This is a genomic window from Aliagarivorans marinus DSM 23064 (genome assembly GCF_000429485.1).
In the GTDB taxonomy this organism is placed as follows: domain Bacteria; phylum Pseudomonadota; class Gammaproteobacteria; order Enterobacterales; family Celerinatantimonadaceae; genus Aliagarivorans; species Aliagarivorans marinus.
The window spans coordinates 26,715-49,558 of record NZ_AUBY01000010.1; the positions used below are offsets into that span (position 1 = coordinate 26,715).

25 protein-coding genes are annotated in these 22,844 nt (G+C 52.7%); 15 read left to right on the plus strand and 10 right to left on the minus strand.

Going from position 1 to position 22,844, the window contains the following annotated elements; translation table 11 throughout:
- Nucleotides 1–74: 74 nt before the first annotated feature.
- From G461_RS0103280 to G461_RS25355, 5 genes are all read left to right on the plus strand, one after another.
- A complete protein-coding gene (locus tag G461_RS0103280) occupies nucleotides 75–452 on the plus strand; it encodes a hypothetical protein (RefSeq protein ID WP_026970763.1) in 378 nt (125 codons plus the stop codon).
- Between the two features lie 55 nt (nucleotides 453–507).
- Nucleotides 508–1,962: a hypothetical protein gene (locus G461_RS0103285; RefSeq protein WP_026970764.1), complete on the plus strand. Its 1,455-nt coding sequence runs from the start codon at nucleotides 508–510 to the stop codon at nucleotides 1,960–1,962.
- Nucleotides 1,963–2,260: 298 nt separating this feature from the next.
- Complete coding sequence (locus G461_RS0103290; protein WP_026970765.1) at nucleotides 2,261–3,091, plus strand: hypothetical protein; 831 nt, start codon at nucleotides 2,261–2,263, stop codon at nucleotides 3,089–3,091.
- Between the two features lie 117 nt (nucleotides 3,092–3,208).
- Nucleotides 3,209–4,417 (plus strand): deoxyguanosinetriphosphate triphosphohydrolase family protein, encoded by a 1,209-nt coding sequence (locus G461_RS0103295; RefSeq protein WP_026970766.1) that lies wholly within the window; start codon nucleotides 3,209–3,211, stop codon nucleotides 4,415–4,417.
- A 267-nt stretch (nucleotides 4,418–4,684) separates the two neighbouring features.
- A complete protein-coding gene (locus G461_RS25355; protein ID WP_051333326.1) occupies nucleotides 4,685–5,194 on the plus strand; it encodes an SMI1/KNR4 family protein in 510 nt (169 codons plus the stop codon).
- 159 nt (nucleotides 5,195–5,353) lie between these two features.
- Here the strand turns inward: G461_RS25355 and G461_RS0103305 are convergent, their stop codons facing one another.
- The 4 genes from G461_RS0103305 to rimK form a co-directional block, all read right to left on the minus strand.
- Nucleotides 5,354–6,052, minus strand: coding sequence for a class I SAM-dependent methyltransferase (locus tag G461_RS0103305; protein WP_026970767.1), 699 nt, complete (start codon nucleotides 6,050–6,052; stop codon nucleotides 5,354–5,356).
- A 173-nt stretch (nucleotides 6,053–6,225) separates the two neighbouring features.
- Complete coding sequence (locus tag G461_RS0103310; RefSeq protein WP_051333327.1) at nucleotides 6,226–6,690, minus strand: ATP-dependent zinc protease family protein; 465 nt, start codon at nucleotides 6,688–6,690, stop codon at nucleotides 6,226–6,228.
- A complete protein-coding gene (locus tag G461_RS0103315) occupies nucleotides 6,690–7,700 on the minus strand; it encodes a succinylglutamate desuccinylase/aspartoacylase family protein (RefSeq protein ID WP_026970769.1) in 1,011 nt (336 codons plus the stop codon). The genes G461_RS0103310 and G461_RS0103315 overlap by 1 nt, the downstream gene beginning before the upstream one ends.
- Entirely contained in the window at nucleotides 7,697–8,602 is a 906-nt protein-coding gene (gene rimK / locus G461_RS0103320) for a 30S ribosomal protein S6--L-glutamate ligase (RefSeq protein ID WP_026970770.1), read from the minus strand. The genes G461_RS0103315 and rimK overlap by 4 nt, the downstream gene beginning before the upstream one ends.
- Before the next feature lie 270 nt (nucleotides 8,603–8,872).
- Here rimK and G461_RS0103325 point away from each other — a divergent pair, with 270 nt between their 5' ends.
- A complete protein-coding gene (locus G461_RS0103325; protein ID WP_026970771.1) occupies nucleotides 8,873–9,748 on the plus strand; it encodes a LysR family transcriptional regulator in 876 nt (291 codons plus the stop codon).
- Nucleotides 9,749–9,909: 161 nt separating this feature from the next.
- Here the strand turns inward: G461_RS0103325 and G461_RS0103330 are convergent, their stop codons facing one another.
- On the minus strand, nucleotides 9,910–10,263 hold the full coding sequence (locus G461_RS0103330) for a MaoP family protein (RefSeq protein WP_026970772.1): 354 nt from the start codon (nucleotides 10,261–10,263) through the stop codon (nucleotides 9,910–9,912).
- 224 nt (nucleotides 10,264–10,487) lie between these two features.
- Here G461_RS0103330 and G461_RS23150 point away from each other — a divergent pair, with 224 nt between their 5' ends.
- The 4 genes from G461_RS23150 to G461_RS0103350 all read left to right on the plus strand — a co-directional run bounded on the left by G461_RS23150 (nucleotide 10,488) and on the right by G461_RS0103350 (nucleotide 14,839).
- Nucleotides 10,488–11,234 carry a sugar nucleotide-binding protein gene (locus tag G461_RS23150; protein ID WP_035479193.1) on the plus strand — a complete coding sequence of 249 codons (747 nt, stop codon included), beginning with the start codon at nucleotides 10,488–10,490 and terminating at the stop codon, nucleotides 11,232–11,234.
- Nucleotides 11,235–11,397: 163 nt separating this feature from the next.
- Nucleotides 11,398–12,903 carry a CHASE2 domain-containing protein gene (locus tag G461_RS0103340; RefSeq protein ID WP_026970773.1) on the plus strand — a complete coding sequence of 502 codons (1,506 nt, stop codon included), beginning with the start codon at nucleotides 11,398–11,400 and terminating at the stop codon, nucleotides 12,901–12,903.
- Nucleotides 12,900–13,232 (plus strand): hypothetical protein, encoded by a 333-nt coding sequence (locus tag G461_RS0103345; protein WP_026970774.1) that lies wholly within the window; start codon nucleotides 12,900–12,902, stop codon nucleotides 13,230–13,232. Before G461_RS0103340 ends, G461_RS0103345 begins: the two co-directional genes overlap by 4 nt.
- 2 nt (nucleotides 13,233–13,234) lie before the next feature.
- On the plus strand, nucleotides 13,235–14,839 hold the full coding sequence (locus G461_RS0103350; RefSeq protein ID WP_026970775.1) for a M48 family metalloprotease: 1,605 nt from the start codon (nucleotides 13,235–13,237) through the stop codon (nucleotides 14,837–14,839).
- Between the two features lie 74 nt (nucleotides 14,840–14,913).
- On the opposite strand, the gene G461_RS0103355 is transcribed toward G461_RS0103350, so the two are convergent.
- The 5 genes from G461_RS0103355 to G461_RS0103375 form a co-directional block, all read right to left on the minus strand.
- Entirely contained in the window at nucleotides 14,914–15,273 is a 360-nt protein-coding gene (locus G461_RS0103355) for an antibiotic biosynthesis monooxygenase family protein (RefSeq protein WP_026970776.1), read from the minus strand.
- A gap of 27 nt (nucleotides 15,274–15,300) precedes the next feature.
- The gene (locus G461_RS0103360) at nucleotides 15,301–16,164 is read right to left on the minus strand and encodes a nuclear transport factor 2 family protein (RefSeq protein ID WP_026970777.1); all 864 of its coding nucleotides are present in this window, start codon (nucleotides 16,162–16,164) and stop codon (nucleotides 15,301–15,303) included.
- Between the two features lie 110 nt (nucleotides 16,165–16,274).
- Nucleotides 16,275–17,162 (minus strand): AraC family transcriptional regulator, encoded by an 888-nt coding sequence (locus G461_RS0103365; protein WP_245587141.1) that lies wholly within the window; start codon nucleotides 17,160–17,162, stop codon nucleotides 16,275–16,277.
- Between the two features lie 77 nt (nucleotides 17,163–17,239).
- On the minus strand, nucleotides 17,240–17,722 hold the full coding sequence (locus G461_RS0103370) for a GNAT family N-acetyltransferase (protein ID WP_169727223.1): 483 nt from the start codon (nucleotides 17,720–17,722) through the stop codon (nucleotides 17,240–17,242).
- Nucleotides 17,694–18,161: a DUF4234 domain-containing protein gene (locus G461_RS0103375; RefSeq protein ID WP_026970780.1), complete on the minus strand. Its 468-nt coding sequence runs from the start codon at nucleotides 18,159–18,161 to the stop codon at nucleotides 17,694–17,696. The genes G461_RS0103370 and G461_RS0103375 overlap by 29 nt, the downstream gene beginning before the upstream one ends.
- Nucleotides 18,162–18,368: 207 nt before the next feature.
- On the opposite strand from G461_RS0103375, the gene G461_RS0103380 reads away from it, so the two are divergent.
- The 5 genes from G461_RS0103380 to G461_RS0103400 all read left to right on the plus strand — a co-directional run bounded on the left by G461_RS0103380 (nucleotide 18,369) and on the right by G461_RS0103400 (nucleotide 22,795).
- Nucleotides 18,369–18,680: an ArsR/SmtB family transcription factor gene (locus tag G461_RS0103380; protein WP_026970781.1), complete on the plus strand. Its 312-nt coding sequence runs from the start codon at nucleotides 18,369–18,371 to the stop codon at nucleotides 18,678–18,680.
- 110 nt (nucleotides 18,681–18,790) lie between these two features.
- A complete protein-coding gene (gene arsB / locus G461_RS0103385; RefSeq protein WP_026970782.1) occupies nucleotides 18,791–19,813 on the plus strand; it encodes an ACR3 family arsenite efflux transporter in 1,023 nt (340 codons plus the stop codon).
- A 297-nt stretch (nucleotides 19,814–20,110) separates the two neighbouring features.
- Nucleotides 20,111–20,992, plus strand: a complete 882-nt coding sequence (gene yddG / locus G461_RS0103390; protein ID WP_026970783.1) for an aromatic amino acid exporter YddG — start codon at nucleotides 20,111–20,113, stop codon at nucleotides 20,990–20,992.
- Nucleotides 20,993–21,149: 157 nt separating this feature from the next.
- Entirely contained in the window at nucleotides 21,150–21,728 is a 579-nt protein-coding gene (locus tag G461_RS0103395) for a TetR/AcrR family transcriptional regulator (protein ID WP_051333328.1), read from the plus strand.
- A gap of 8 nt (nucleotides 21,729–21,736) precedes the next feature.
- Nucleotides 21,737–22,795, plus strand: a complete 1,059-nt coding sequence (locus G461_RS0103400; protein WP_026970785.1) for an alcohol dehydrogenase family protein — start codon at nucleotides 21,737–21,739, stop codon at nucleotides 22,793–22,795.
- Nucleotides 22,796–22,844: the final 49 nt, after the last annotated feature.

Here is a 22,844-nt window from a genome sequence, read left to right on the forward strand (position 1 = left end):
ATAACAACACAAACAGCGCCCAAAGATGAGCGACGCTACGCCTGCCGCCACAATCCAAGGTGCTTCTACAAGCCATGACTAGATCCAGAAAACTACTTTCTTTTTTTTTCCTGTCCTTTTTGATAGCCACGATCATCGATGTAACAACAGAACTATATGTTGGGGTGGAAAGCGTAACCTTTCTTCCGCATACCATCTTGGCAGCTTGTTTCTGCTTTGCGTGGTGCAAGAGCCATGCGCGAGAGAACGGTATTGATATCGCTTCAGGTTACCCCCTAGGGTGTGCGTTCTTTGCTGTGGTTGGCGTCCCCGCCTATGCACTGGCAAAATTTGGCGTAAAACGAGGAATGACCATCACAGCCAAGGCAGTGGTGTTTATGCTTTTAGCCATTCTTGTTTCTTGGCTAATTGAGCGCTTAATCGTGCTGGTATACGTCACCTCCATCATTTAGCCGGTTCGAACAACGAGGACAACTCGCTCAGCCAACGCAGCTCAACGAGAGAAGCATGAAAGAGATTCTAGAAAAACTAGAAAAAGACGATTTCTACGAGATATCGAAGCGCTTGAATAGTCACTTCTCGCTCGGAAGGGACAAGAAGAGAAACAAACAGCTAGACGAGTGCAAAGACAAGCCCGACCAAGACACCATCGCGCTGTTTGATAATCATATCCGATACTTTGCCTCATCGGATATCGCCAGCGCTTGCCGCAAGGCGATGGGGCGAGAGCCCTATGTCTCAGCAGAAGAGATGCTCGACGACATCATCGGCAAGATGAAGTTTAACGTTAACCGCCACTTATCGTTGGAAGATAAGCTGAAGCGGGTGGTGAAAGAGATCGTTCGCAAAGAGTTCGCCGATGCCAAGCCGGAAGACCTAAAGAAGAGCCTAAAGCAAACCAGCATCGACTACACCGACATTGCTGAAGTCATCTACCTTATCGAGCAAGATGATGGCGATATCGTTGAAACGATGATTGAGAATCTCGGCCACAGCACCACCATGCAGCTCATCTCTTCCATCATTCAGCGCACCATATTGGTATTCACCGGCCAAGCGGCGTTAAGAATACTGGCAGCTCAGTTCATCAGACGAAACCCCGGCTTGCAGATGCTTGGCCCCATTATGTGGGTGTTAACCGGTGCCTGGCTTATCTTTGATCTGCAAAACGTCGCCTACAGAAAGACCATCCCGATTTGCCTGTTTATCGGCATGAAGCTGATATCGCAAGAGGTCGCAGAGAGAGACCGGCTCAAGCAACTGGAAGACGACAAATACAACAGCCTGAACAACCAAGCGACCCAAAAGATCATCAAAGAGAACCAAGCGCTCAAGGACCAATACAAACAGCTAACCAAAGAGAAAGAGGCCTTCAAGAAAGAGAGCGAACGAGAGCTACGGGTTTCCAGCAAGAAACACAGCCTGGAATCAGAGCGGATCCTAAAGGAAAAGGACGAACTGCGCGTTCGCTACAACAAGCTGGTTATCCAGAACAGCCAGCTCAAAAAGATGGGCATCAAGAAACATGAGTTCAAGGTGGGCCAAGCACGCGGTATTCGCGATATCTTCCCCGCGGCAATCGGCTTAGAGGCCGACCGAATCATCATTCAAGACTCCTACATTCGTGGGAAAGAGAACGAGTTAGAGGGCCTGCTGCGCCAATTCCTGAACCTGAGCATTATTAAACCCGGCACCAACGCCACCTTTATCACCATGATCAAACACGGCGAAGCGGAAAACGTCATCTTAAGGGAGATGAACCCCAAGATGCGCGCCCTGTGCGCGAAGTACGACTTGGTCTTTGGCACCCTAAGGCTACGCCGCAACCACGAAGTGCATAGCCGCTTCTTCTCCTTTGAAAACGATGAAATGATTGTGGAGAACAACCCTGACCATAGTTTTTACAACTTGGATAAGAACAAGTTTGCGTTTAAGACTTTTGAGGAGATCAGGTTTAAGTAGGCTAGGAAGCACGGGGCACACAGGAATCATTTTGCTTTATGTAGCACGTTTATGCCCCATTCCTTGTTAAGGAGCAAACAAAACTACTGGCTATACCCCAACCCTGCCGTTTCCATGTGTCCGCATGAATGTTCCATCTTTTGCGCAGGCTTTTGAGGTGCTAGATCTGTTAACTATCTGATTGAACACCACTATTGGAGATGTTAACTTTATAGTCACTAGGGGACGTACGGAGCTCCCCCGTATTTCAAAATGGAAGAATTCCATTTAATAATGCGTTAGGAAATATGGAGTATTGATGGAGTTTTTAAAAAATGCGAAAGAATTTGCAAGGAACCCTTTAGGGATTATTGCGCTGTTTATTTCGCTAATCTACGGTTTCGTTAGCGTCTTACTAAATTCTTCTGCTGAAAAACTGACAGAGAATGAAAGATGGCCTTTGGTCGTCTTCATCGTTATATTTCCGGTTTTAGTGCTTGGTGCGTTTTACCGATTAGTTACGAATCATCACGGTAAATTGTATGCGCCAGCTGATTTTAAAGATGACAAATCTTTCTTGCGCACGCTATCTCCTGAGGAACAAGAGAGTAAGCTTGAGATTGAGGTGAGTGAAACTTTAGGTGATCTGAAGGGAGCTTATGATGAAAAAGGCAATCCTCCTCCAACTCGTAAACAAAGGCGAAACTCAACGAAAGAAGATGACAAAGCAAAGAGAAGGCAAGAACATGAGCAATTTCGCCAGGACTTTAAAGTTGTCGAAGACCTTGTAATTGATTCACTTAGTGCGGAATTAAACTCTGAAATGCATAGAAACATAGGGTTAGGAGGAACTGACATCTCATTTAAAGCAATGACTTCAGGCTTACCTAACAAACCGATATTCGTAGAAGTTAAAGCAATTAAGTCAGCAATAACATCTACAATTATACTAGACCGTGTTTTATATAATGCAGTTGTAGCTGACAAGTTTTTCAATTCACAGTCCAAGTTAATTTTGACAGTGGTTTACTATTTTGACTCTAGTGAAATAGGTAGTTTAGAAAGCATATGGCAACGTAAAGTCAAGCAATGCCCTGCTGATGTTGAACTAAGATTTGTTGCTCGAAAAGACTTACCTAATAAAACATAAAAGAGCATCCCTTAAATAAGAACCGCTTCCGATTATATTTTGGCACCTATTCAATCACACTTCAATGTGGCGTCATGATAAATATTAAATATCTAAGCAATCAACAGTGAGATTAACATGTACAATAGTGAAGTCATTGAGTATGCAAGAGAGCAAGAGAATGTAATCACTAAATTGGAGTACCGTATACACGAGCACGATGATGGGCGTTCTGAGCATCGCCAAATTCTGATGCGTGATTATGCACGAGTTCTATACTCTTCATCCTTTAGACGTCTACAAGGTAAAATGCAATTACTTGGTGTAGACGCGAGTAAGTTCAATCGAAATCGACTAACACATAGTTTGGAAGTGGCGCAAATTGCTCGCTCAATTGCTTACGACCTAAAGTTGCAGCATACGGTTGTAGCCGAAACTGCATCACTAGCACATGATATTGGAAACCCACCTTTTGGACATTACGGTGAAGTTGTACTCAACGACTTAAGTTCAGGGTGTGGTGGTTACGAAGGGAATGCTCAAGCATTCCGAATCTTACGAACCTTAGAAAAGAAACATTACGCGTACCCTGGGCTAAACCTAAATGTGCGTACTCTTATGGCTATAACCAAATACTTCTTCAACAAGCAGCAGAACAGTAAAAAGTTCTTATACGATGCCGACTACGATTTCTTAAAGGGCGAACTAGAGAGTAAAGAAGTTTCTGTTACCAAGAGTATCGACGCTGAAATAATGGATTTGGCCGACGAAATTGCTTACGCAGCACATGACCTAGAGGATGCACTAAGCTTCGGCATGATTAGTTTAGGTGAAATAGTTCATGAGTTTAGCATTAGCGATAAATTTAAAGATTCATACCCAACCATGGCTAACATTGCGAAAGATGCACAAAATGTAGCAATGAAAGCTTGTCGTAGTGGCACATCAGAAGAATATGCAATTGTTCTCAAGAAAGAGTTGACGTCAAAAATAGTGAACACCTTATGTTCTGACATTGATTTAGTTGATAATTGCTTAGGTTACAAGCGACATGCAAAACTGGCTGAGGGACTGAAAAAACTGTTGTTTAAAGCAATTCTTCGCAAGAAAGACATTCAGCTTTATGAGCGAAGAGGAGAGCAGATTATTCGTGGCTTGTTTGAGGTCTACTCTGATGAAAAATACAACAAAGATAACATATTACTACCACCAGAATTGCGAGCAATAAGTGACTGCAAAACTCGCTTAGTTACTGACTACATATCAGGCATGATGGATTCATATGCAGCTCAAGAGTATGAAAAATATTTTGGAAAGGGTAGCGCAGAAAAATTTTATTTTAGGTAGAAACAATCTAGTCAAAACTACTTAAGAGCGATTCGTAACACGCAACACTTTTACTTAGATGATTACTAAGACACCCATAATAATGGGGCACGATTACTAAGACACGATTAGAGCTTAACAAGACACCCATGATAATTATAAGAGGTGTCTCGTTAGAGAGGGATTGCTCAATATCTGAGCTTTCGGCAGTAGTAAGCTTTGTTCGAGAGCTGGCATCATAGAGAACGCTGTTTGGCTTATAGAAAATTAGTCCAGGGTGATAAATAAGTGAAGAGTTATAGTGACTTACTTAAAGAGAACGGACATAACGAAGTATATTTTGGCTGTTTGGGCTTTACTATCTCTAATGGCGAAGATATTGAAGACTTGCAAGTTGGCTATAGCTTAAAGCCCGATGGGAAAAAGATCGGTATATTGAAGAGGGGAGGCTGGAGAAAAAAGTGGCTGGTAATAGGTAATGACGCTGAAGTAGGCGATCCATTTTTCATCGATACTGCAAGCAAAGACTTAGAAGTCTACACCGCGATGCACGGTATGGGCTTATGGATTCCTGAGCGAGTCGCAAAATCTCTTGAGTCGTTTTTAGCTGCACTAGAGTACCTTTATAGTCTGGGTGAACAAGAGCACGCAAGAATATCCCCCGATAGCAAAACAATCACTGACTTGAGTGAGTTGCGTAGAATTGGTAAACGGTTGGTAGATATTACGGGGGAACAGGAATACTGGGAAAGCTTTTTGGTCCAATATCAAGATTGGTTAAGTGATAGTGTCGAGTAGTTTAAAGGGGCTCTAAATCTATTAGAGTCAGGGCCTTGCATAGCAAAACCAAACGGCACGCCCCTATAGCTGGACTTCGCTTTGCTCGGCAGCTGTTGGCGGCGTTAGTCCTAACTCATTCCGCCCAAAACGCGCTAGAAACAACAAACGCCAATCTACCTACCCCACAACACACTCCACAAACAAAAAGTTTGGATGCGTAGACAAGCGTTGATAACACTCAGGATCACGCTCCTTCATCGCCTCGGCTGGCTTCCCTTCGCTTAGGTTCGCCACCACCATCCCGGCCTGTGCAATCGCGGCGAACAGCTCGGTGAGCGAGCGGCGGTAGAACTGCACCTCGACCGGCTGGCCGATGGTGTCCCACTCCTCAACGATCAGCTCGCGCTGGAAGTAGTTGCCCGACGGCGATACCTCAAAGTCCACCAGCGGGTGATGGGTGGAGAAGAAGAACTGTCCGCCCGGCTTTAGGATACGGCGGATATCGTTAAACAGCGGCTGTAGGTCTTCAAGGTAGTGAATGGCCAGTGGGCAAACCACCACATCAAAGCTGTTGTCGGCTTCTTGCGGTAAGCCCTGCCCCATATCAGCGGCATAGGCCTGTAGTTGGTCGGCAAAGCGGGCTTTGACCATGGCCACAAAAGGCTCGGAGAGATCGACGGCGGTCACCTGTGCGCCTTGTGCGAGAAAGTACTCGCTGTAGATACCGGAGCCACAGGCTAAGTCCAGCACGCGCTTGCCTTGCAGTGCAGGCAGCATTGCCTGCATGGATGGGCGCTCAAGCAAGGCGTTGTAGATATTGTCCTGCACGGCCTCGGCGTACTGGCTGGCAAACTGATGGTACATCGGTGCTGACATAGTGGGCTCCCAAATACGAAATCTAAGTAAAACGGCATTCAAACAGAAAGGCTCTGCTGAGTGTGTACTCAACAGAGCCTTTGTCTATTTTACCGATGCTTGCGCTGTTTCGCGAGCGAGCCAGATCAAAGCCTTTTACTTTCTACCATTTAAGCGCTTAACCGCTTGAACCCTTAACCACTCTCTACGCTGGCCAGAAAACTGGCTGACGGGTCTACCAGCACCTTGTCGGCCATGCCCTCGCGGCCCAGCAGCATGGGGTAGCTCATATCTTGGCGGTCGGTGAGGGTTAGCTCAATCATCCGCTCCAGCGGCCCCATCTTCAGCAGGGTGCGGATCACGCTGCGCCGCTCCGTCTCGCCGTTGGAGGATTTCACCTTACGCGAATCATATAAGGGCGCACTGCAGCTTACCGTTTGGCTAAGGTTGTACACATCGGGATGCAGATCAAAGCTGACCCATGGCTTGCCCTGATGCTGGTAGCGCTGCAAGTTGTCGGCATGCAGTGAGGAGGTTTTCGCCCCGGTATCGATGCGCACTTCCACATCTTTGATCCCCAACTCCGGCAAGCTACACAGCTCAAGGTTGCCAATCACCAAACGCGGCGCTTGAGCGCTGTGGCTATTGCTATTACTCATCAGTTTACGCTCTCCTCCAGCGCTTCCTGCATCTGCTCGATCTGCTCAGCGACTTCGTCCTCGTCGCTGCCGAAATAGGCAATGTGGTACATCGCCTCGCCTTCTTGCACCAAGGGGATGTTCTGCTTGCCAATCACAATCCCGGAACGGGTAGAGCGGCACTGCTCAATCAGCTCCCCCAGCGGGCTGTTGATCTGCGCCAGCGGCTCTCCTTCGTCCACCAATTTACCGAGCTTAGCAAACTCTTGCACAAAGCCGCTGGCACTGGCGCGGATCCACTCGCTGCGGTTGGCCACAAACTGCGAGCCGCGCTGCTTAAGGCTGCGCTTACGCACCATGCCCAGATCAGACAGCACATTCAGCACGCCGCGCACTCCAATACGGATCGACAGCTCATCGAAACGCAGCGCCTCGCCCGCCTCATACACCAATACCCGGGTTCCCTTGCGCACCGCCGCTTCACGCAATGAGCCATCGCGCAGTTGGGCGTTAAGCAGCACCGGCACCGCAAAAGCCTTGGCCAGAGCCAGCGTTTCTGAGTCGTCAAGGTCGGCACGGATCTGTGGCAGGTTAGAGCGGTGGATTGCTCCGGTATGCAGGTCGATACCGTAGTCGCACAGCCGCACAATCTGCTTGATAAAGGTGTGTGCTAAGCGCCCCGCCAAAGAGCCGCTGGCCGAACCGGGAAAGCAGCGATTTAGGTCGCGCCGATCCGGCATATAGCGGCTTTGGTTAAGCACCCCGTACACATTCACCATCGGCACCAAGATCAGCGTACCAGCGCGCAGCTTTGGCTTGCTAACCATGAGTCGGCGGATGATCTCCACCCCGTTTAGCTCGTCGCCATGCAGCGCCGCGCTAACAAACACCGTAGGACCCGCTTTGCGCCCGCGCATCACATACACCGGCAGCGACATTTGAGTATCGGTATACAGCTTGGCGATGGGCAGCTCAATCTTGCGCTGCTCGCCGGGGCGGATCTCCACCCCGGCAATGCTTAGCGCGCTCATCCCTTACCTCGGGTGCGAGTAGCGCCCGGCTTGGCGTTTTTCTCGATAAACTCGAACACCAGCCCTGCAACGTCTTTATTGGTGGCTTTCTCGATGCCTTCCAGCCCGGGCGAGGAGTTCACCTCCATCACCACCGGTCCGTTTTTCGACTGCAGAATATCCACCCCGCAAACATTCAGCCCCATCACCTTGGCGGCGTTAATGGCTGTGGCGCGCTCTTCTTTAGTTAGCTTCACCAACTGGGCGCTGCCGCCGCGATGCAGGTTGGAGCGAAACTCGCCGTCTGCTGCTTGGCGTTTCATTGCAGCCACCACTTTGCCACCGACCACAAAACAGCGGATATCGGCGCCGCCCGCTTCCTCGATAAACTCCTGCACCAAGATATTGGCGCGCAGCCCCATAAAGGCTTCGATAACGCTCTCGGCGGCTTTGTTGGTTTCGGCCAACACCACGCCAATGCCTTGGGTGCCTTCCAGCAGTTTGATCACCACTGGCGCGCCGCCGACATTTTTGATCACGTCTTGGATCTTATCCGGCTTGCTGGCAAAGCCGGTGCGTGGCAGCCCTACGCCCTTGCGCGACAGCAGTTGCAAGGAACGCAGCTTGTCGCGCGAGCGGCTGATCGCGATGGACTCGTTCACACAAAAGGTGCCCATCATCTCAAACTGGCGCACCACCGCGGTGCCGTAGAAAGTGATGGATGAGCCAATCCGCGGGATCACCGCGTCGTATTTCGGCAGCACCTCACCGTTGTAGCGAACGGTGGGTTTGCTGCTGGTGATATCCATATAGCAGTGCAAGGTATCGATGACATCAACCTGATGACCACGCGCCTCGCCCGCCTCAACCAAGCGACGGGTAGAGTACAGATCAGGATTACGTGACAAGATGGCAATGCGCATTCTTTATATCCTCAGTCAGAGTTGCTATTGGGCTCGCCGCGTTGCGAAACCCTTGGGTGTTTAGACCGTAAGGCCCTTCGTTGAGAGCGGAACATACGCCTGCTTAGCGGCGAAGAAAAACGAATAGTTTTTGTCGTCATGACAAGCAACAGCTATCCCTATTTGGCTTCAACGCAGTCGCTGTTCGCATCGATCAATAGCGCTAGCTCTGCTTGGTGAATGGCGCTATAACTAAATGAACTACAAGGATTTAAGGCCTGTTCGCAGACTATGGACGTCAAAGTATTTAAAACCTTCCTCGAGGTGGCCGAGGTGAAGCACTTCGGTAAGGCCGCAGAGAATCTGTACATTACTCAGGCCGCCGTCAGCGCCCGAATCAAACATTTGGAAGAGTATTTTGGTGGCAGCCTGTTTATTCGCAATCGCCATGGTATTCAGCTCACCTCTGCCGGAGAGCGCTTGGTGCCCTACGCCCAAACCTTGGTGCGCACCCTAAGCCAGGCCAAAGCAGAGCTGGATATCGCCCACAACCAACACGTGCAGCTAACTCTGGCCGGTACCGCCAATATCTGGGATGCCTTCTTGCAGTCGTGGCTGAATACCCTTATCGATGCCTTCCCAAACTATGCGTTTTTAGCCGAAAGCTCCACCCGCGAGCAGATCCAGCGCAGCCTGATGGAGCGCACGCTGGATATCGGCATCACTCTCGACCCACTAAAAGCCGATGAGATCTACTCGCAGCAGCTGGCCGACCTGAGTTTGCAGCTGGTTTCTACCGAACAGCAAAGCACCGAGCAAGCGCTAGCAGAGAGCTATGTATTGGTGAACTGGGGAACCCGTTTTAGTGTTGAGCATCAAGCCCGCCACCCCGAGCTAGCAGGGCCCAAGCTGCGCACCTCTGACGGGCGTATCGCGCTGGATTACTTACTACAAAAGGGTGGCGCGGCCTACTTACCGACCACGCTAACCCAGCCTTTTGTGGAGTCCGGGCAGTTGTTTGTGCTGGAACAGCCGCAGTGGCAGCGCCCGGTGTATATCAACTATCACCGAGCCGCCGCCAAACTGGAAGAGATTAAGCGGGTGGAGGAGATCATCAGTCAAACCCGCCCCGCCACGGGTTATCTGATTTCGCAGGCGAGTGATTAGACAAGGGGCTTTGTCCTTGCCTGCGTTTGTGCCTTTGGCATTACCTGTACAGATGGCGGAAGGCGGATAACTGGGTCGAGCCCGGTCTATCTCAGGAGGCACGACCGTCGGCTACGTCCCGTTCAGCTCAACCCAGTTCCGCAAAACACCTTTAGCGTGGCTTAGTACACCTCGCCCAGCTCATCGCCCATTTGATAGCCGTAGTCATCATTGGCGGCCATCCGCTTGCTATTCAAGGTGTGAAAGCTGCGCCGTCCGCGCGCCAAGCGCAGGTACTTCAACCACACGCGCTCCAGCGCAGTTTTCGCTTTCAGCGGGTTGCGTAACACCTTGATAAAGTGGCGCTCCGCCGAGCTCTCCGGCAGCAAGGTGCCCAGCTCCAAGGCCAGCATGGTGTCGCCATACAGGCTCAACAGCTCCGATTCTGCCAGGGTAAAATCGCCCGATTTTGAAAAGCCTCGGGGGAACTTGATGTCGTCATAGAAGCGCTTTCTACCGTAGCGAAACTCACTCATGTTAGTTACTCAATAAGGTTGTTGGAGAGCACAACATATCCAGCAAGCCAGCCTCTGACCAACGAAAGCTTTTTGTCTTTTCGATAAGCAATTTTAAATCACCGATGAACTCGCAAAAACTATTTAAACCCGAACAACCTCAGCGCCCAAACTGGCGATACCAAGCACTTAGCGGTATAAGAACAGCACTACAACAAACAAGAAAATAACTTCGGGAAAGGTTTATGCAACGCGTGTTAATCACCGGTTTATCCGGCACTTTAGGCCCGGTCGTGGCCGAATACTTCCGCCAGCAAGGGCTAGAGCTGGTTGTCTGGAATCACCATCAAGTCTCCCCGCAAGATGCGGCGGCCAGCGAACAGTTTTGGCAGGCCAATCCGGTCGATGCCATCTGCCATTTGGCCATGGGCAGTGAAGACTGGGCAGCTTGGCTAGCGGCCAAGGCCGCACAGGCCAATATCCCCTATGTGTTTACCTCCACCGCGATGGTGTTTGATGCCGCCCAGCCCGGCCCGTATTCGATCTTTGCCGAGCGCAACGCTGTCGATGAGTACGGCAAATACAAGATCCGCTGTGAAGACGCCATCTGGCAGGCCAACCCCGATGCCATGATCGCCCGCTTGGGCTGGCAGATAAACGACCAGCGCGGCGGCAACAACATGTTTGATCAGCTCTGCCAGCAGTTTGAACAGAACGGCGTGATTGAGGCGAGCAGCGAGTGGTTCCCCGCCACCTCACATATGCGCGATACCGCTGCTGGGCTCTATCAGCTACTGAGCAATCCCCAGCCGGGCTTGTTCCACTTCGACTCCAATGCCGAGCAGCGCCTGAGCTTCTACCAACTGGTGTGCAGCCTAAAGGCGCACTTTGATACCGATTGGGTGATTAAGGCCAACCAAGACTATGTGCATGACCAGCGCTTGCTCGAGGAGCGGGTTGCGATTGCGCCACTTAGCGCGTGGCTTGGCTGATAACTTGCCCAGCTATCCGGTCTCGGCAAAGGCTATGTTTGTAGCCTTTGCTTTACGTTCTAAATAAAAACTTTTTACGACTAGAGCAACATTCTAAGAGCCGCTACTCCAGTTCAACTACAGTGTTATTTTTGTCGATTGACTCAGTAACCAAGGAAGGTTGATGGGAGCAAAGCCAAGGCCGCTGCGCGAACGTTTGTTTGTCCAACTGGGGTTGTGGTTGCGCTCGCTAAGACTCGAACATCCGGTAACTCGCGCCAGTTTGGTCACAGTGACCGTGCTGCTGCTGTTTTTACTCAACCCCTTCGGCCTAAAAGACGCATCGCAACGGCACAGCGATAATCTGGTGCTCAACTTTAGCGCGTCGTTCTACCACGCTAGGCACCAGAACGATATCACGGTACTGCTGCTCGACGACCAGTACCTGCGCGACTACGCCAAGCGCTACCCCGTCGCCTACCCCGAACTTTCCCAACTGCTGTCGAACATTGCGCTGCTCAAGCCGCGCATGCTGTTTTTAGACTTTTTCCAACACCATATTCACTCCGACGGCTTTGAGTCGTGGCTGGCCACACTGCAGCGCCTTGAGCAGGGCGGGCTCAATGTGGTGATGGGCCGTCAGCCGTGGTACTGCGCCAATCAAGGTGAGGGCTTGCCGCAGCGGCTCGCCGAGGTCGGTGTGCGCTATGGCGCAGTGGCCTGGCGCGACGAGGAGCATTATTACCCCAGCTTTGTCACCGCCAAGATAGACAACGACATCTGCCAAACTGAGCTTACCTATCCCAGTGCTGCCATGGCGATCTATGGCATCGATAGCGAACTGGCTCGCCCCGGTTGGCTGGCGCAGCAGCGCGCCGAGGGTGAGTTTAGCAATGCATTGGTGGTGCGCTGGCCAGATACCGCTCCGGATAAGCAGAACGTGTTCTTTAGCCAAGGCAAATGCAGCAATGCCCCCTCTGCGCCGCTGCTACGCAGTATCAAACGGATCTGGCATAGCTTCGGTTATGGGGTCAGCAATGCCGACAGCTACCAGCAGCGCAACCAGCAAGAGTGTCCGCCTTACCTAAGCCTCTCGGCGGCCACCCTGCTCGCCCCCGGCGCTTTGGGCCATCCCGAGGTACAAGCCGCGATTCGCGATCGCTTTGTGCTGATCGGCTACGGCTTTACCGGTTCTGCCGATTTAGTCTTAACCCCGCTGCACGGCACCTTGCCCGGGGTTTACTACCATGCCGCCGCACTGGAGAACCTACTCACCTATCAGCAGCACTATTGGCGAGTTCCTGAAGATGTGATGGGCAGTAATCTCAACCTGGCTGATCTGCTAGAAGGGATCCTGCAAACACTGGTGCTGTTTGCGGTGATGCTGTTTCGCTTTCGCTACTTAGAGCAGTCGCCCGCATTGTCGACCAGCGAGCTATCCCGATATGCCGTCTGGTTACTGTTGATTGTGTTCGCGCTGGTTGCGATGAGCTTAGCGCTAAGTATCTGGGGTTTTCGCTATGGCTTGGTCAACTGGTATGTCTACATGATGATATTTTTCATCAGCCTGCCTACCTTGCTTCAGGTACTGCGAATGATGCTGCAAGCGCGCACTGCCCGGCTACTGGTAACCACCGAACGTTTACACCACCAAAAACACCTCAGTAAAAAACTCAAGGAGGAGTTATGAAAGCCCTGTTTATGCTGCTGTTGATGTACACCGGCTCCCTATGGGCTGCCGATGGTTTTATCGTGACCGGCTTTTTCTTTGACCCGGTTGAGCTGTGCCCCACGCCCGAGCAAAGCGCCAACTGCAACGCAGTGTCACAAGCCGAACTAACCCAAGAGAACTATCCGGTGATTGCCCACCAGCAACCGTTCTTTCAAATCGATACCGGCAATGCTAAGCAGTGGGTCAATCAGGCTCACGTGCAGGTGGGGGTGAGCGATCTGATTGTGACCCGCCCTGCCGAGGCCCAGCAAGAGGAAACCTACGGCCTACCCGGATTGGGGGATTAGCAATGCACACTGATACACTCAAGCGCGCCTCCATAGTTCTCACACTGCTACTCGCAGTGAGCGGCTGTGCCAGTACGTCAACCAATACCGACGATCTCGATGGCCGCTACCTCGATAGCCTTAGCATCAACGCGCTACCGGCCAGTGACAATCCATCCCAACGTGAGTTTCCCACCCACGATTTGCTGGCGCTGGAGCAGGTCGAGCAAGAGCTACAACTGATGCTGGATGAGCTACTGAGTCACTGGCCCGGCACCATCGCTCTCCCCATCAATGTCAAAGTCAGTGCCGAAAGCCTGTATATGGGCAAAGCCGGCGACGACACCATTTTGCTGAGCCTTGGGCTGATCAGAGAGGCTCGCTCTAACGACGAGTTGGCCTTTGTACTCAGCCATGAGGCTGCCCATATTCTGATGCAGCATTACGCCAACAACGGCCAGTTCTTCAAAAACCAGGATCAGCAGATGGCTTTTGTATCTGAATTGGCAGTGTTTGCGTTACAGCTGGAGGATGTTGGCCTAGATAACGAGCAGGCCCTGAGCGAGTCAGCCGAGAAGTCGACCCGACGAACCCTACGCAGTCAGCAGGCCTTGGCCCACGCCAATCAAAACCTGTTCAGTAGCTCGCTGTCGCGTCAGCAGGAAGATCAGGCCGATTTGATTGCCATCGACCTGATGAGTGCAGCGGGTTACTCGCCCAAGGCCTTCCAACCGGTGATGCACAAGCTCTCGCTCGCCTACAAAGAAAACGAAGCGCGCCGCCAAGCCCGACAACAGCAGCAACAGGGCTTTATTGAGGCAATGGGCGCCAATGCAGCAGACGACAATGAGTTTACCGAGATTGCCAAACTGATGGCCATCGATGTGGGCGCACGGATACTCAACGGCTCCGCCGCCACTCACTACCCACCCGAGCAGCGCAGTGCCAAACTGCAGCGCTATATTGATAAAGCCTACCCAGCAGCAGCGCCAATCGGCAGCCGCAACGTGGTTTGGCAAAACCCGCTCTCCCCCTTTAGCCTTGAGGCGGTCGGTCGCTATCAACTGACCCAGCAAAGTTTGCTGGCAGAGCAGCGCGAGCTGGCAGCAAGTACGCTTGCGTTAGCCCAATTTCAGGGCGAAAGCGACAACTGGTACCCTAATCTGGTCAGCGCTCAGTTTTATCAGCAGCAAGGAGAGAGTGCGCGCGCTGCTGCCAGCCTGGCTAAGATCACCCATTGGCAGGGCTGCTCTATTCAAAGCTATATATTGGCCAGCCAACTACTCCGCCAACAAAACCAGTTTGACCAAGCCTACGCCCTGTTAAAACAGGCACAAACGGATATCGGCAACGCCACCCCGTTCTATCCCGAGCTAATAGTGATACACCGCGAGCGAGGCGATGATGTTGCCATGCAGCAGGCCCTAGACGACTGCCAGCAGCAGCTACAAGATAAGGCCAATGACTGCTTTCTGGCGGCTGGCCTACAGGCAACCGCAGCAGGGGGCGCCACACCGCAGCCGGTGGCTAACGAGAGCAGCGAAGATGGACTGGCTAGTGGCTTGGAATCGTTCGAGAACAGCGTGGAAGAGGTGGGCAATAAGTTAAAGGATCTGTTTTCTTTCTGATCGGCCAGGGCTGATTTATCGCTATGCTTATCTGCAAAAAGGGCGCACCAGTGCCCTTTTTGCAGATATCGCGACTACTTTTGGTAGCGCTTCATACTCATGGTCTCGGCATCCAGATGCGACATAAAATTCGCGGCAGCCGGTGCGCCCATAAAGCTATTCATTGAGGCGTCAGCATCTTCGATGCTGGCCCAGTGAACCACCACCAGCCACACACCATCTTCGCTATAAGCAGTCTCCCTTGAAAGAAAGCCCGGCTGCTTTGATACATGGTCGACCTCTACCGCTTTATCAAGCGGGGCAAACTGCTCTGCGCTAACGCCCTCTTTCAGTTTAAAGGTGGCAATCTCAATTACCTCAGCGTTGACGCTCCATCCCGCTAAGCTCAGTGCCAGCCCTAAGGCGATGGTTTTTACTTGTTTGATGATCTGCATGGTTATCTCCTTACGCTCGCGCCGAGTTTATTGAAAGCCAAATTTGCCGTTGTCGTTCTTCCACTCCGCTTGGGGTGGGATCACCTCGATGGTGTCCCAGTGCTCGACAATCTTGCCGTCGGCCACGCGGAACAGGTCATAGAACGAGACATGTTGGTTAAGGAACTGCCCTTCGCTCACCGATAGCACAAAGTTGCCCTCGCCAATCACCAAGTGATTGGTGGTGTACACCATCGGCATGCCTTGTTCAGCCAACGCGGCCAAGGCAGCTCCCAGCCCACTCAAACCATCGGCCACGGCGGTATTGTGCTGCAGGTAGTCTTCGTCATTGGGGCCGATAAACTCGCCGATGCGCGCCATATTGCCTTCCAGCAGGATGGTTTTCACAAAGTCAGCCACCAGCGCTTTGTTGGCGTCGGTCTTGTCGATATCGCTAATCTCGGAGGCTCCATCAAACTGGGTGCGGCCGCTTGGATTGGGCTCGGCGACTTCTTGCAGGTTGTCCCAATGCTCAACAATCAGGCCATCTTCAAAGCGGAAGATGTCGAAGCCAGCCTTAGGGCCGAAGAAGTTGTACTCGGTGTGCAGCGCCACGTAGTCGCCATCTTCAATGGTGCGCACGACCTTGGCGCGCGCCGAACCTTCCGGCAGCATCTGCAGCACTTCGCCAAAACCTGCCAGACCATCGGCCACGCCTAAGTTGTGCTGGGTATAGTTTTGCGGGTTGATATACGCGATGGCGCTTGGGTCGCCGGTTTCGATGCTCTCAATCACCGCAACGGCTTTGTCGCGATTACTTAAGCTTTGCTCTGCCAAGGCGGAGCCCATGCTAAGGCTGCCTAGTCCTACTGCTAGCAGGGTGTATTTCAAGGTGCTTACTACTGGCTTCATTGCTGCGTCCTCTTGTTTGCAATGCAACCAATACTAGAGGGCATCGAAGCAGCCTACCGTGTGGAAATAGGCCGAAAAATGGTAAAAGTCGAACGGCTTAGCAGGCGAGCCTAGGCACTTTCCCCAAAACAACGCTGAAACTGCGCCGGGGTTTGCTGGGTGTGCTTTTTAAAGTACTTCACGAAGTTGCTGGCATCTTCAAACCCCAGCTGATAGGCCAGCTGCTGGGAGTTGCTCTGGCTGACCACCAGCTGGCGCTTAATCTCAATCACGGTAAAGGCATCGATCAGCTGTTTGGCGGTTTGGCCGGTGGCCTGTTTGCAGACTTGGTTAAGGGTTTTGTAGGTGGTGTGCAGCTGTTGGGCGTACCAGTTGGCATCGCGGGTTTGGGTAAAGCGTTCTTGCAGCAGCCCCATAAACCGAGAGAAGGCTTCGCTGCGGGTGTTGGCCAACTGCTCGCCGTTTACCAAGGGCTGCTGGCGACGCAGCATAAGCGACAGCGCCGAGAACAGGTACATGGTAATCAGTGGGTCGGGCTGGGCCAGCGCCGTTTCGGTGGTTAGCTCGGCTACTAAGTTATCGCAGCGTTGGCGGGTGCCGGGTTCGAGGCGAATCAGCGGGTTGTAGCTGGGATTTAAGTGAGTGGGTGTGTAGTTGGGCAAGCGCATATTGGCGTGCACCTGATCCAAAAATGCTTGGGTAAACACCAACAGCTTGCCCTCTAGGGAAGAGCTGAAACTAAAAGCGTGTACCTGCTCGCGTTGGATAACCAGAGCATCGCCAACATGCAAAGAATAATCGACAAAATCCACCTGATGGTGGCCCCTCCCCCCGGTGATATAGAGCAGCGCAAAGAAGCTGACTCGGTGCGCTTGGCTAGGGTTGTGATCTTCAATATTGCGCTCGCGCAGAGCGCTGAGGTCGATCACCTCCAGCTCGGCGCTATCCAGCTTTGGATTGTGAAAGGTAACTTGAGGGATTGATGACGGGCTATTCAATGTAACGCGCACTCCTTGGCAAACTCACAGTGCAATGTTAGCAGATCGCCCGACTCATCGAGCCCCACAATTAAGGGCTAGTCGCGGCGCATACTGACCAAATCGATGCCCGCCGCAAAGCCATCCTTGGTGACCTTGAGCACGCGAAAGCCCTGTTTGGCATAAAAGCCTTGGGTATGTTGCGAGGTTTCGAGCTCGACGGCCAGCTTGGGGAAGCGCTGGGATATCAGCGATAAACGATGCTCGGTCAGTTGCCGGCCCAGCCCTTGGCTATGCCACTCGCGCTGCACCATTCCCCAGGTCATCACCACTCGCTCACCGCGCGGCGCAAAGCCGCCGCAGGCAACGATTTGCTCGTCGAGCAAGCCGACAAAGTAGTCGCTGGTGAGTGCATCACCTTCCAGAAACTCGGCGAACTCTGCCTGTTCATAGTCGGCAAAGTAGCGCCCAACATTACTGACAAACACCCTTAGGCAAGCCTGCTTATGGGTGGGCTGATAGCGAATAATCTGCATCTGTCGAAGGTATCCGTTAGCTGGTGCCATGGTGATTCTCGGCATTGATTGACTCAACAATCTGGTTGATACGGTAGTTGATGTACAAGTCGGTGAAAACAAAGGTCCACAGGCCATGGAACCACAACTGGCGATCGCTCGGCAAAAAGTTAAAAGCCCGGTTCAGCCGATTACGCGCTTGAAAGGCCCACACTAGCAGCAGGACTCCGAATATCAATGAATGCGCATCATCCAGCATCAGGTAGGCTGGCTGATCAGAAAAGTTGATGGCCAGAAAATAGGTGACAGGGCTTAGCCAGCCGACGATAAAGATACTATCCACCAGACGCTGGCCGATCGGCGGCAGGTCGTGCTCCAGGGTATTTATCTTGTTGCTCAGTTGGCGCACATAGTAGCCGGCATACACCCCGAGGGTGAACAAGGTATAGAAAAACAGCTGCCAAGTACTCATGGAGTACAGTGGCTTGAAATCCTCTTTGGTCATCAAGGCTCCTGGTTCAAATCATCTCGCCGCCCGTTATGCGCGAAGAGTCTTTTCTCGTCAAGTAGTTAAGCATTGCCCGAAAGCGAAAATGAGACCAGCTCAGAGAAACAGTCGTCAGGGAGAAGCACACTGTGCTAACAAAACTGCTTGCATCTTAACCAAGGCAGATCTACATTAATCGTCATTCGACGATTAACGGTAATAACCATGTCAAACTGCCAGAATACACTCACTCTCGAAAGCGCAGATCCGGCGCTGGAAGAAGAGATCGCCAAGTTCGCCAAGGCCATCGCTCACCCAGCGCGGGTTCGCCTGCTGAAGGTGTTATCTGAAGGTGGCTGCCTGGGCTCTGACTTGGTTGATCAGCTGGAGCTGGCACAATCAACGGTATCTGAGCACCTGCGGATACTGAAAAACTCAGGCTTGGTCGATGCCGAAGTCCAGCACCCGCGCACCTGCTTTAGCCTCAATGCCGAAGCGTGGGCACGTTTTAAAACCCTGATGCACTACTTCGACTAGCGGAAGCTGAGAGCAATCCATGGGCTTGTTCTCACTCCTTGAATCGTCTTTCGACGATAAACGCTTACCAATAACTTTACGCAACTATCAAACTGTAAGGAGCCACTAAGATGGGCATTTTTGAGCGTTACCTAAGCCTGTGGGTTGCACTGGCGATGTTGCTGGGCTTGCTGCTTGGAAGCCTGGCTCCCGATGCCTTTACCCTACTGGGAGGGCTGGAGTACGCCAGCATCAACTTCGTGATTGCGGTGCTGATCTGGCTGATGATCTACCCGATGATGATGCAGATTGATTTCAGCGCGGTGAAGAACATCCACCGCCGCCCCAAAGGGCTGATTGTCACGCTAACGGTAAACTGGCTGATCAAACCCTTCACCATGGCGCTGATTGCGATTGCCTTTATCCGCTATCTGTTTGGCGACCTCACCGGCCTTATTAGCCCGGAGTTGGGGAACGAGTATATTGCCGGGATGATCTTGCTCGGTGTCGCCCCTTGTACCGCCATGGTGTTCGTCTGGAGCCAGCTTACCGACGGCGACCCCAACTACACCTTGGTGCAAGTGGCCATCAACGACCTGATTATGGTGTTCGCCTTCGCACCGATTGCCGCCTTGCTGTTGGGCGTGACCGACATTAGCGTGCCGTGGGACACCCTGCTGCTGGCAGTGGTGTTGTACATTGTGGTGCCGCTGTTGGCTGGATTGCTGACCCGACGAGTACTGCGTAGCGGCGCACAGCTGGCTGCGTGGGGAAGCAAGATAAAACCGCTGTCGGTGGTGGGCCTTATCAGCACCGTAGTGCTGCTATTCGGCTTTCAGGCCCAGCGCATATTAGCCAATCCGCTGGATATCGCCCTGATTGCGATCCCGCTGACCATACAAACCGTGCTGATCTTCGCCATCAGCTATGTGTGGATGCAGCGCTGGCGCGAGCCACACAATGTGGCCGCCCCGGGCAGTATGATTGGCGCCTCTAACTTCTTCGAGCTGGCAGTCGCTGTAGCCATCAGCCTGTTTGGCTTGCATTCAGGCGCAGCATTAGCAACAGTGGTGGGCGTATTGGTTGAGGTACCGCTGATGCTGGCCTTGGTCAGTTATGCCAATCGCACTCGTTATCGCTTCCAAACAGCCTAGGTATACCCGAACAACCTCAAGATGCAGGATTCAGAGGCGCACAATGTCCATAGGGCGAGGCGAAAATACGAAGGAATGATGACTCATTTCGAATGTTTTCAACGAAGAACTATGGACAATGAGCGTCTCCCGAAGGGCGAGTTTACCCGACCCTCATACTGCGTTACCGCTCCTTGATTTAGACCACTAAATCGGCGGAGCAGTGCCTTGCCTGAGGGTCGGGTAAATCTCGCTGAACAAGCATTTTGCTTGCCGATAGCCTTCTCAAGGAACGAACTATCCACGCAAGGAACCTACGTGAGTCAACGAAATCGCCGCAACTCTGCCACAGCCATCGGCAGCATCTCCATTGTACTTTGGGGCACACTCGCCCTGTTTACCCGCCTAACTGACGGGCAGATCCCACCGTTTCAATTGATGGCGATGACCTTCTTCATCGCCTTTCTACTGATGAGTGTTCGTTGGTGGAAACAAGGCCAACTAGGTTTAAACCACTTACGTCAATCTCGCTGGGCATGGGCGCTTGGAGTGAGTGGTTACTTCGGTTATCACTTCTGTTATTTCAAGGCAATGAGTCTGGCACCTGCGGTAGAGGTGAGCCTACTGGCCTACCTGTGGCCGCTGCTTATCGTACTGTTCTCAAGCCTGCTGCCCGGCGAGCAGTTTCGCCCGGCGATGTTACTCGGGGCGCTACTGGCACTGGTCGGTTGCTGGCTGCTCATCGGCGGCGAGCAACAAGGCTTTAATCAGCAGTATCTCGGCGGTTACCTGTTAGCGCTGGCCTGCGCCCTACTCTGGTCCGGTTATTCGGTACTAAGCCGCTTGGTGAAGCAAGTTCCCACCGATGCGGTGGGCTGGTTTTGCTTGGTTACCGCCGTGCTGGCCATGCTGTGCCACCTGTTTTGGGAAGAGACGGTATGGCCCGCCAATGCAATCCAATGGCTCGGGGTTATCGGCTTAGGGCTTGGGCCAGTGGGGATCGCCTTCTTCACCTGGGACTACGGAGTGAAGCACGGCAACATTCAGCTACTGGGGGTACTGGCATACTCAGCGCCCCTGATATCGGTGCTACTACTGCTGGCGATTGGCGAGGCAACCGCCAGCATCAGCCTAGCGCTGGCTTGTGCTGCCATTGTTGGCGGCTCGTTGTTAGCAGGGCTAACTAAGCGACGAAGTTAAGCGACGAGGTTAAGCGACAAAATTAAGCGAAAAAGTTAAGTAGGCTAACTCCTTTACCCCCTTCAGCAGCCTGAAAGTTGCGATCAATGCTGTGCGACTTGCACAGGTAGAACGAATGCTCTACCCTAAGTAGAATATTTGTTCTACCTAAGTAACTATGGCCTCCAGCAACCCATCTAGCAACACGCTCAGCCCTGAGACATCTAATGAGCTCTCAATCGAAGAGCGCATCGCCGCGAATCTTGAGCAGCTGTTCAGCCAACGCGGCTTTGCCGAGCCCAGTGTGGCTGAGCTTAAAGCCGCCTCAGGGGTGACCATGCGCACCCTCTATCGCTACTTTCCGGCAAAAGAAGCGATGGTGATCGGCGCGCTGGAGCATCGCCAACAGCGCTATCTGGCCTTTCTACGCGATGGCCTGCCAGAGGATACTCATCAAGCGGTCGTCCATATCTTCGAGCGCTTGGCGCAGTGGATGCGTGAGGCCGCACCGAATGGCTGTATGTCCTCGCACGCACTGAGCGCTTTTCCCGACAACTCGGCCATCCAGCAGGCGGTTACAGCACACAAGCAAGCACTGCTTGACCTGCTGCAGGGCCTGAGCTCTCAGCCCGATATTGGCTATCAATTACTGATTATCCACGAAGGCGCTTCGGCGGCATGGCCGCTCCTTGGCCCGCAAGCCATTGAACACGCCAGCCAACTGGCCCAAACACTGATAGAAAACAGCTCCCATTGAGAAAAACCATGACTACATCTAACGCCAATAACACCATGCGCGGTGTCCAACTGATCGGCCACGGCGGCCCGGAGATGCTGCAAGTGCGTCACGACTTGCCAGTTCCCTCACCCAAGCCCAGTGAAGTGCTGGTAAAAGTCGCCGCCGCCGGTGTTAACAATACCGACGTCAACACCCGCATCGGTTGGTACTCTAAAAACGATGGCGATAGCGCCGATGCCAGCTGGGCCGGTGAAGCCCTGCAGCTACCCCGCATCCAAGGCGCCGATGTGTGCGGCGAGATTGTCGCGGTGGGCAGTGAGGTGGACGCGAAACGCATCGGTGAGCGAGTGATGATTGAGCCCTGTCTCACCGAGGTGAACGGGCAAGCCCTCGAGCACTTCGCCTACTTTGGCTCGGAGTGCGATGGCGGCTTTGCTGAATACGCGGTGGTCGCCGCTAAGCACGCTTTTAAAGTGGAGAGCGAGCTAAGTGATATCGAGCTGGCCTCGTTCCCTTGCTCCTATTCTACCGCCGAAAACCTACTGACCCGCGCTCGCCTAAAAGCCGGTGAGCGAGTGCTAGTGACTGGCGCATCTGGCGGCGTTGGCTCAGCAGCGGTGCAACTTGCCAAGGCCCGCGGCGCCGAAGTGATTGCTGTAACCAGCGCCTCCAAGCAGCAGCAACTGATTGAGTTAGGCGCCGACCAGTGCGTGGCGCGTGGCGACTCTTTGCTAAAGGCCTTGGGAAGCAATAGCGTAGATGTGGTGATCGACTTGGTGGCCGGAGAACAATGGCCAGAGCTGCTGGAGCTAATGCGTCCACTTGGCCGCTACGCCGTAGCAGGCGCGATTGGCGGCCCGCACGTCAATCTGGATGTGCGCACCCTGTACCTTAAAGATCTCAGCTTCTTTGGCTGTACCAAGCTCGAGCCAGAGGTGTTCGGCAATCTGGTGGCGCTAATCGAGCAAGGTAAGATCAAGCCGTTGGTTGCTGCCACCTTCCCGCTAGAGCAGATCACCGAAGCGCAACAGGTGTTTCAGGAGAAGGGCCATACCGGCAAGATTGTATTGGAAGTTGCGAGTTAGCACTGCATATGGAGGTGCTGTGATCCAGCACCTCTCCACGCGAGACAAC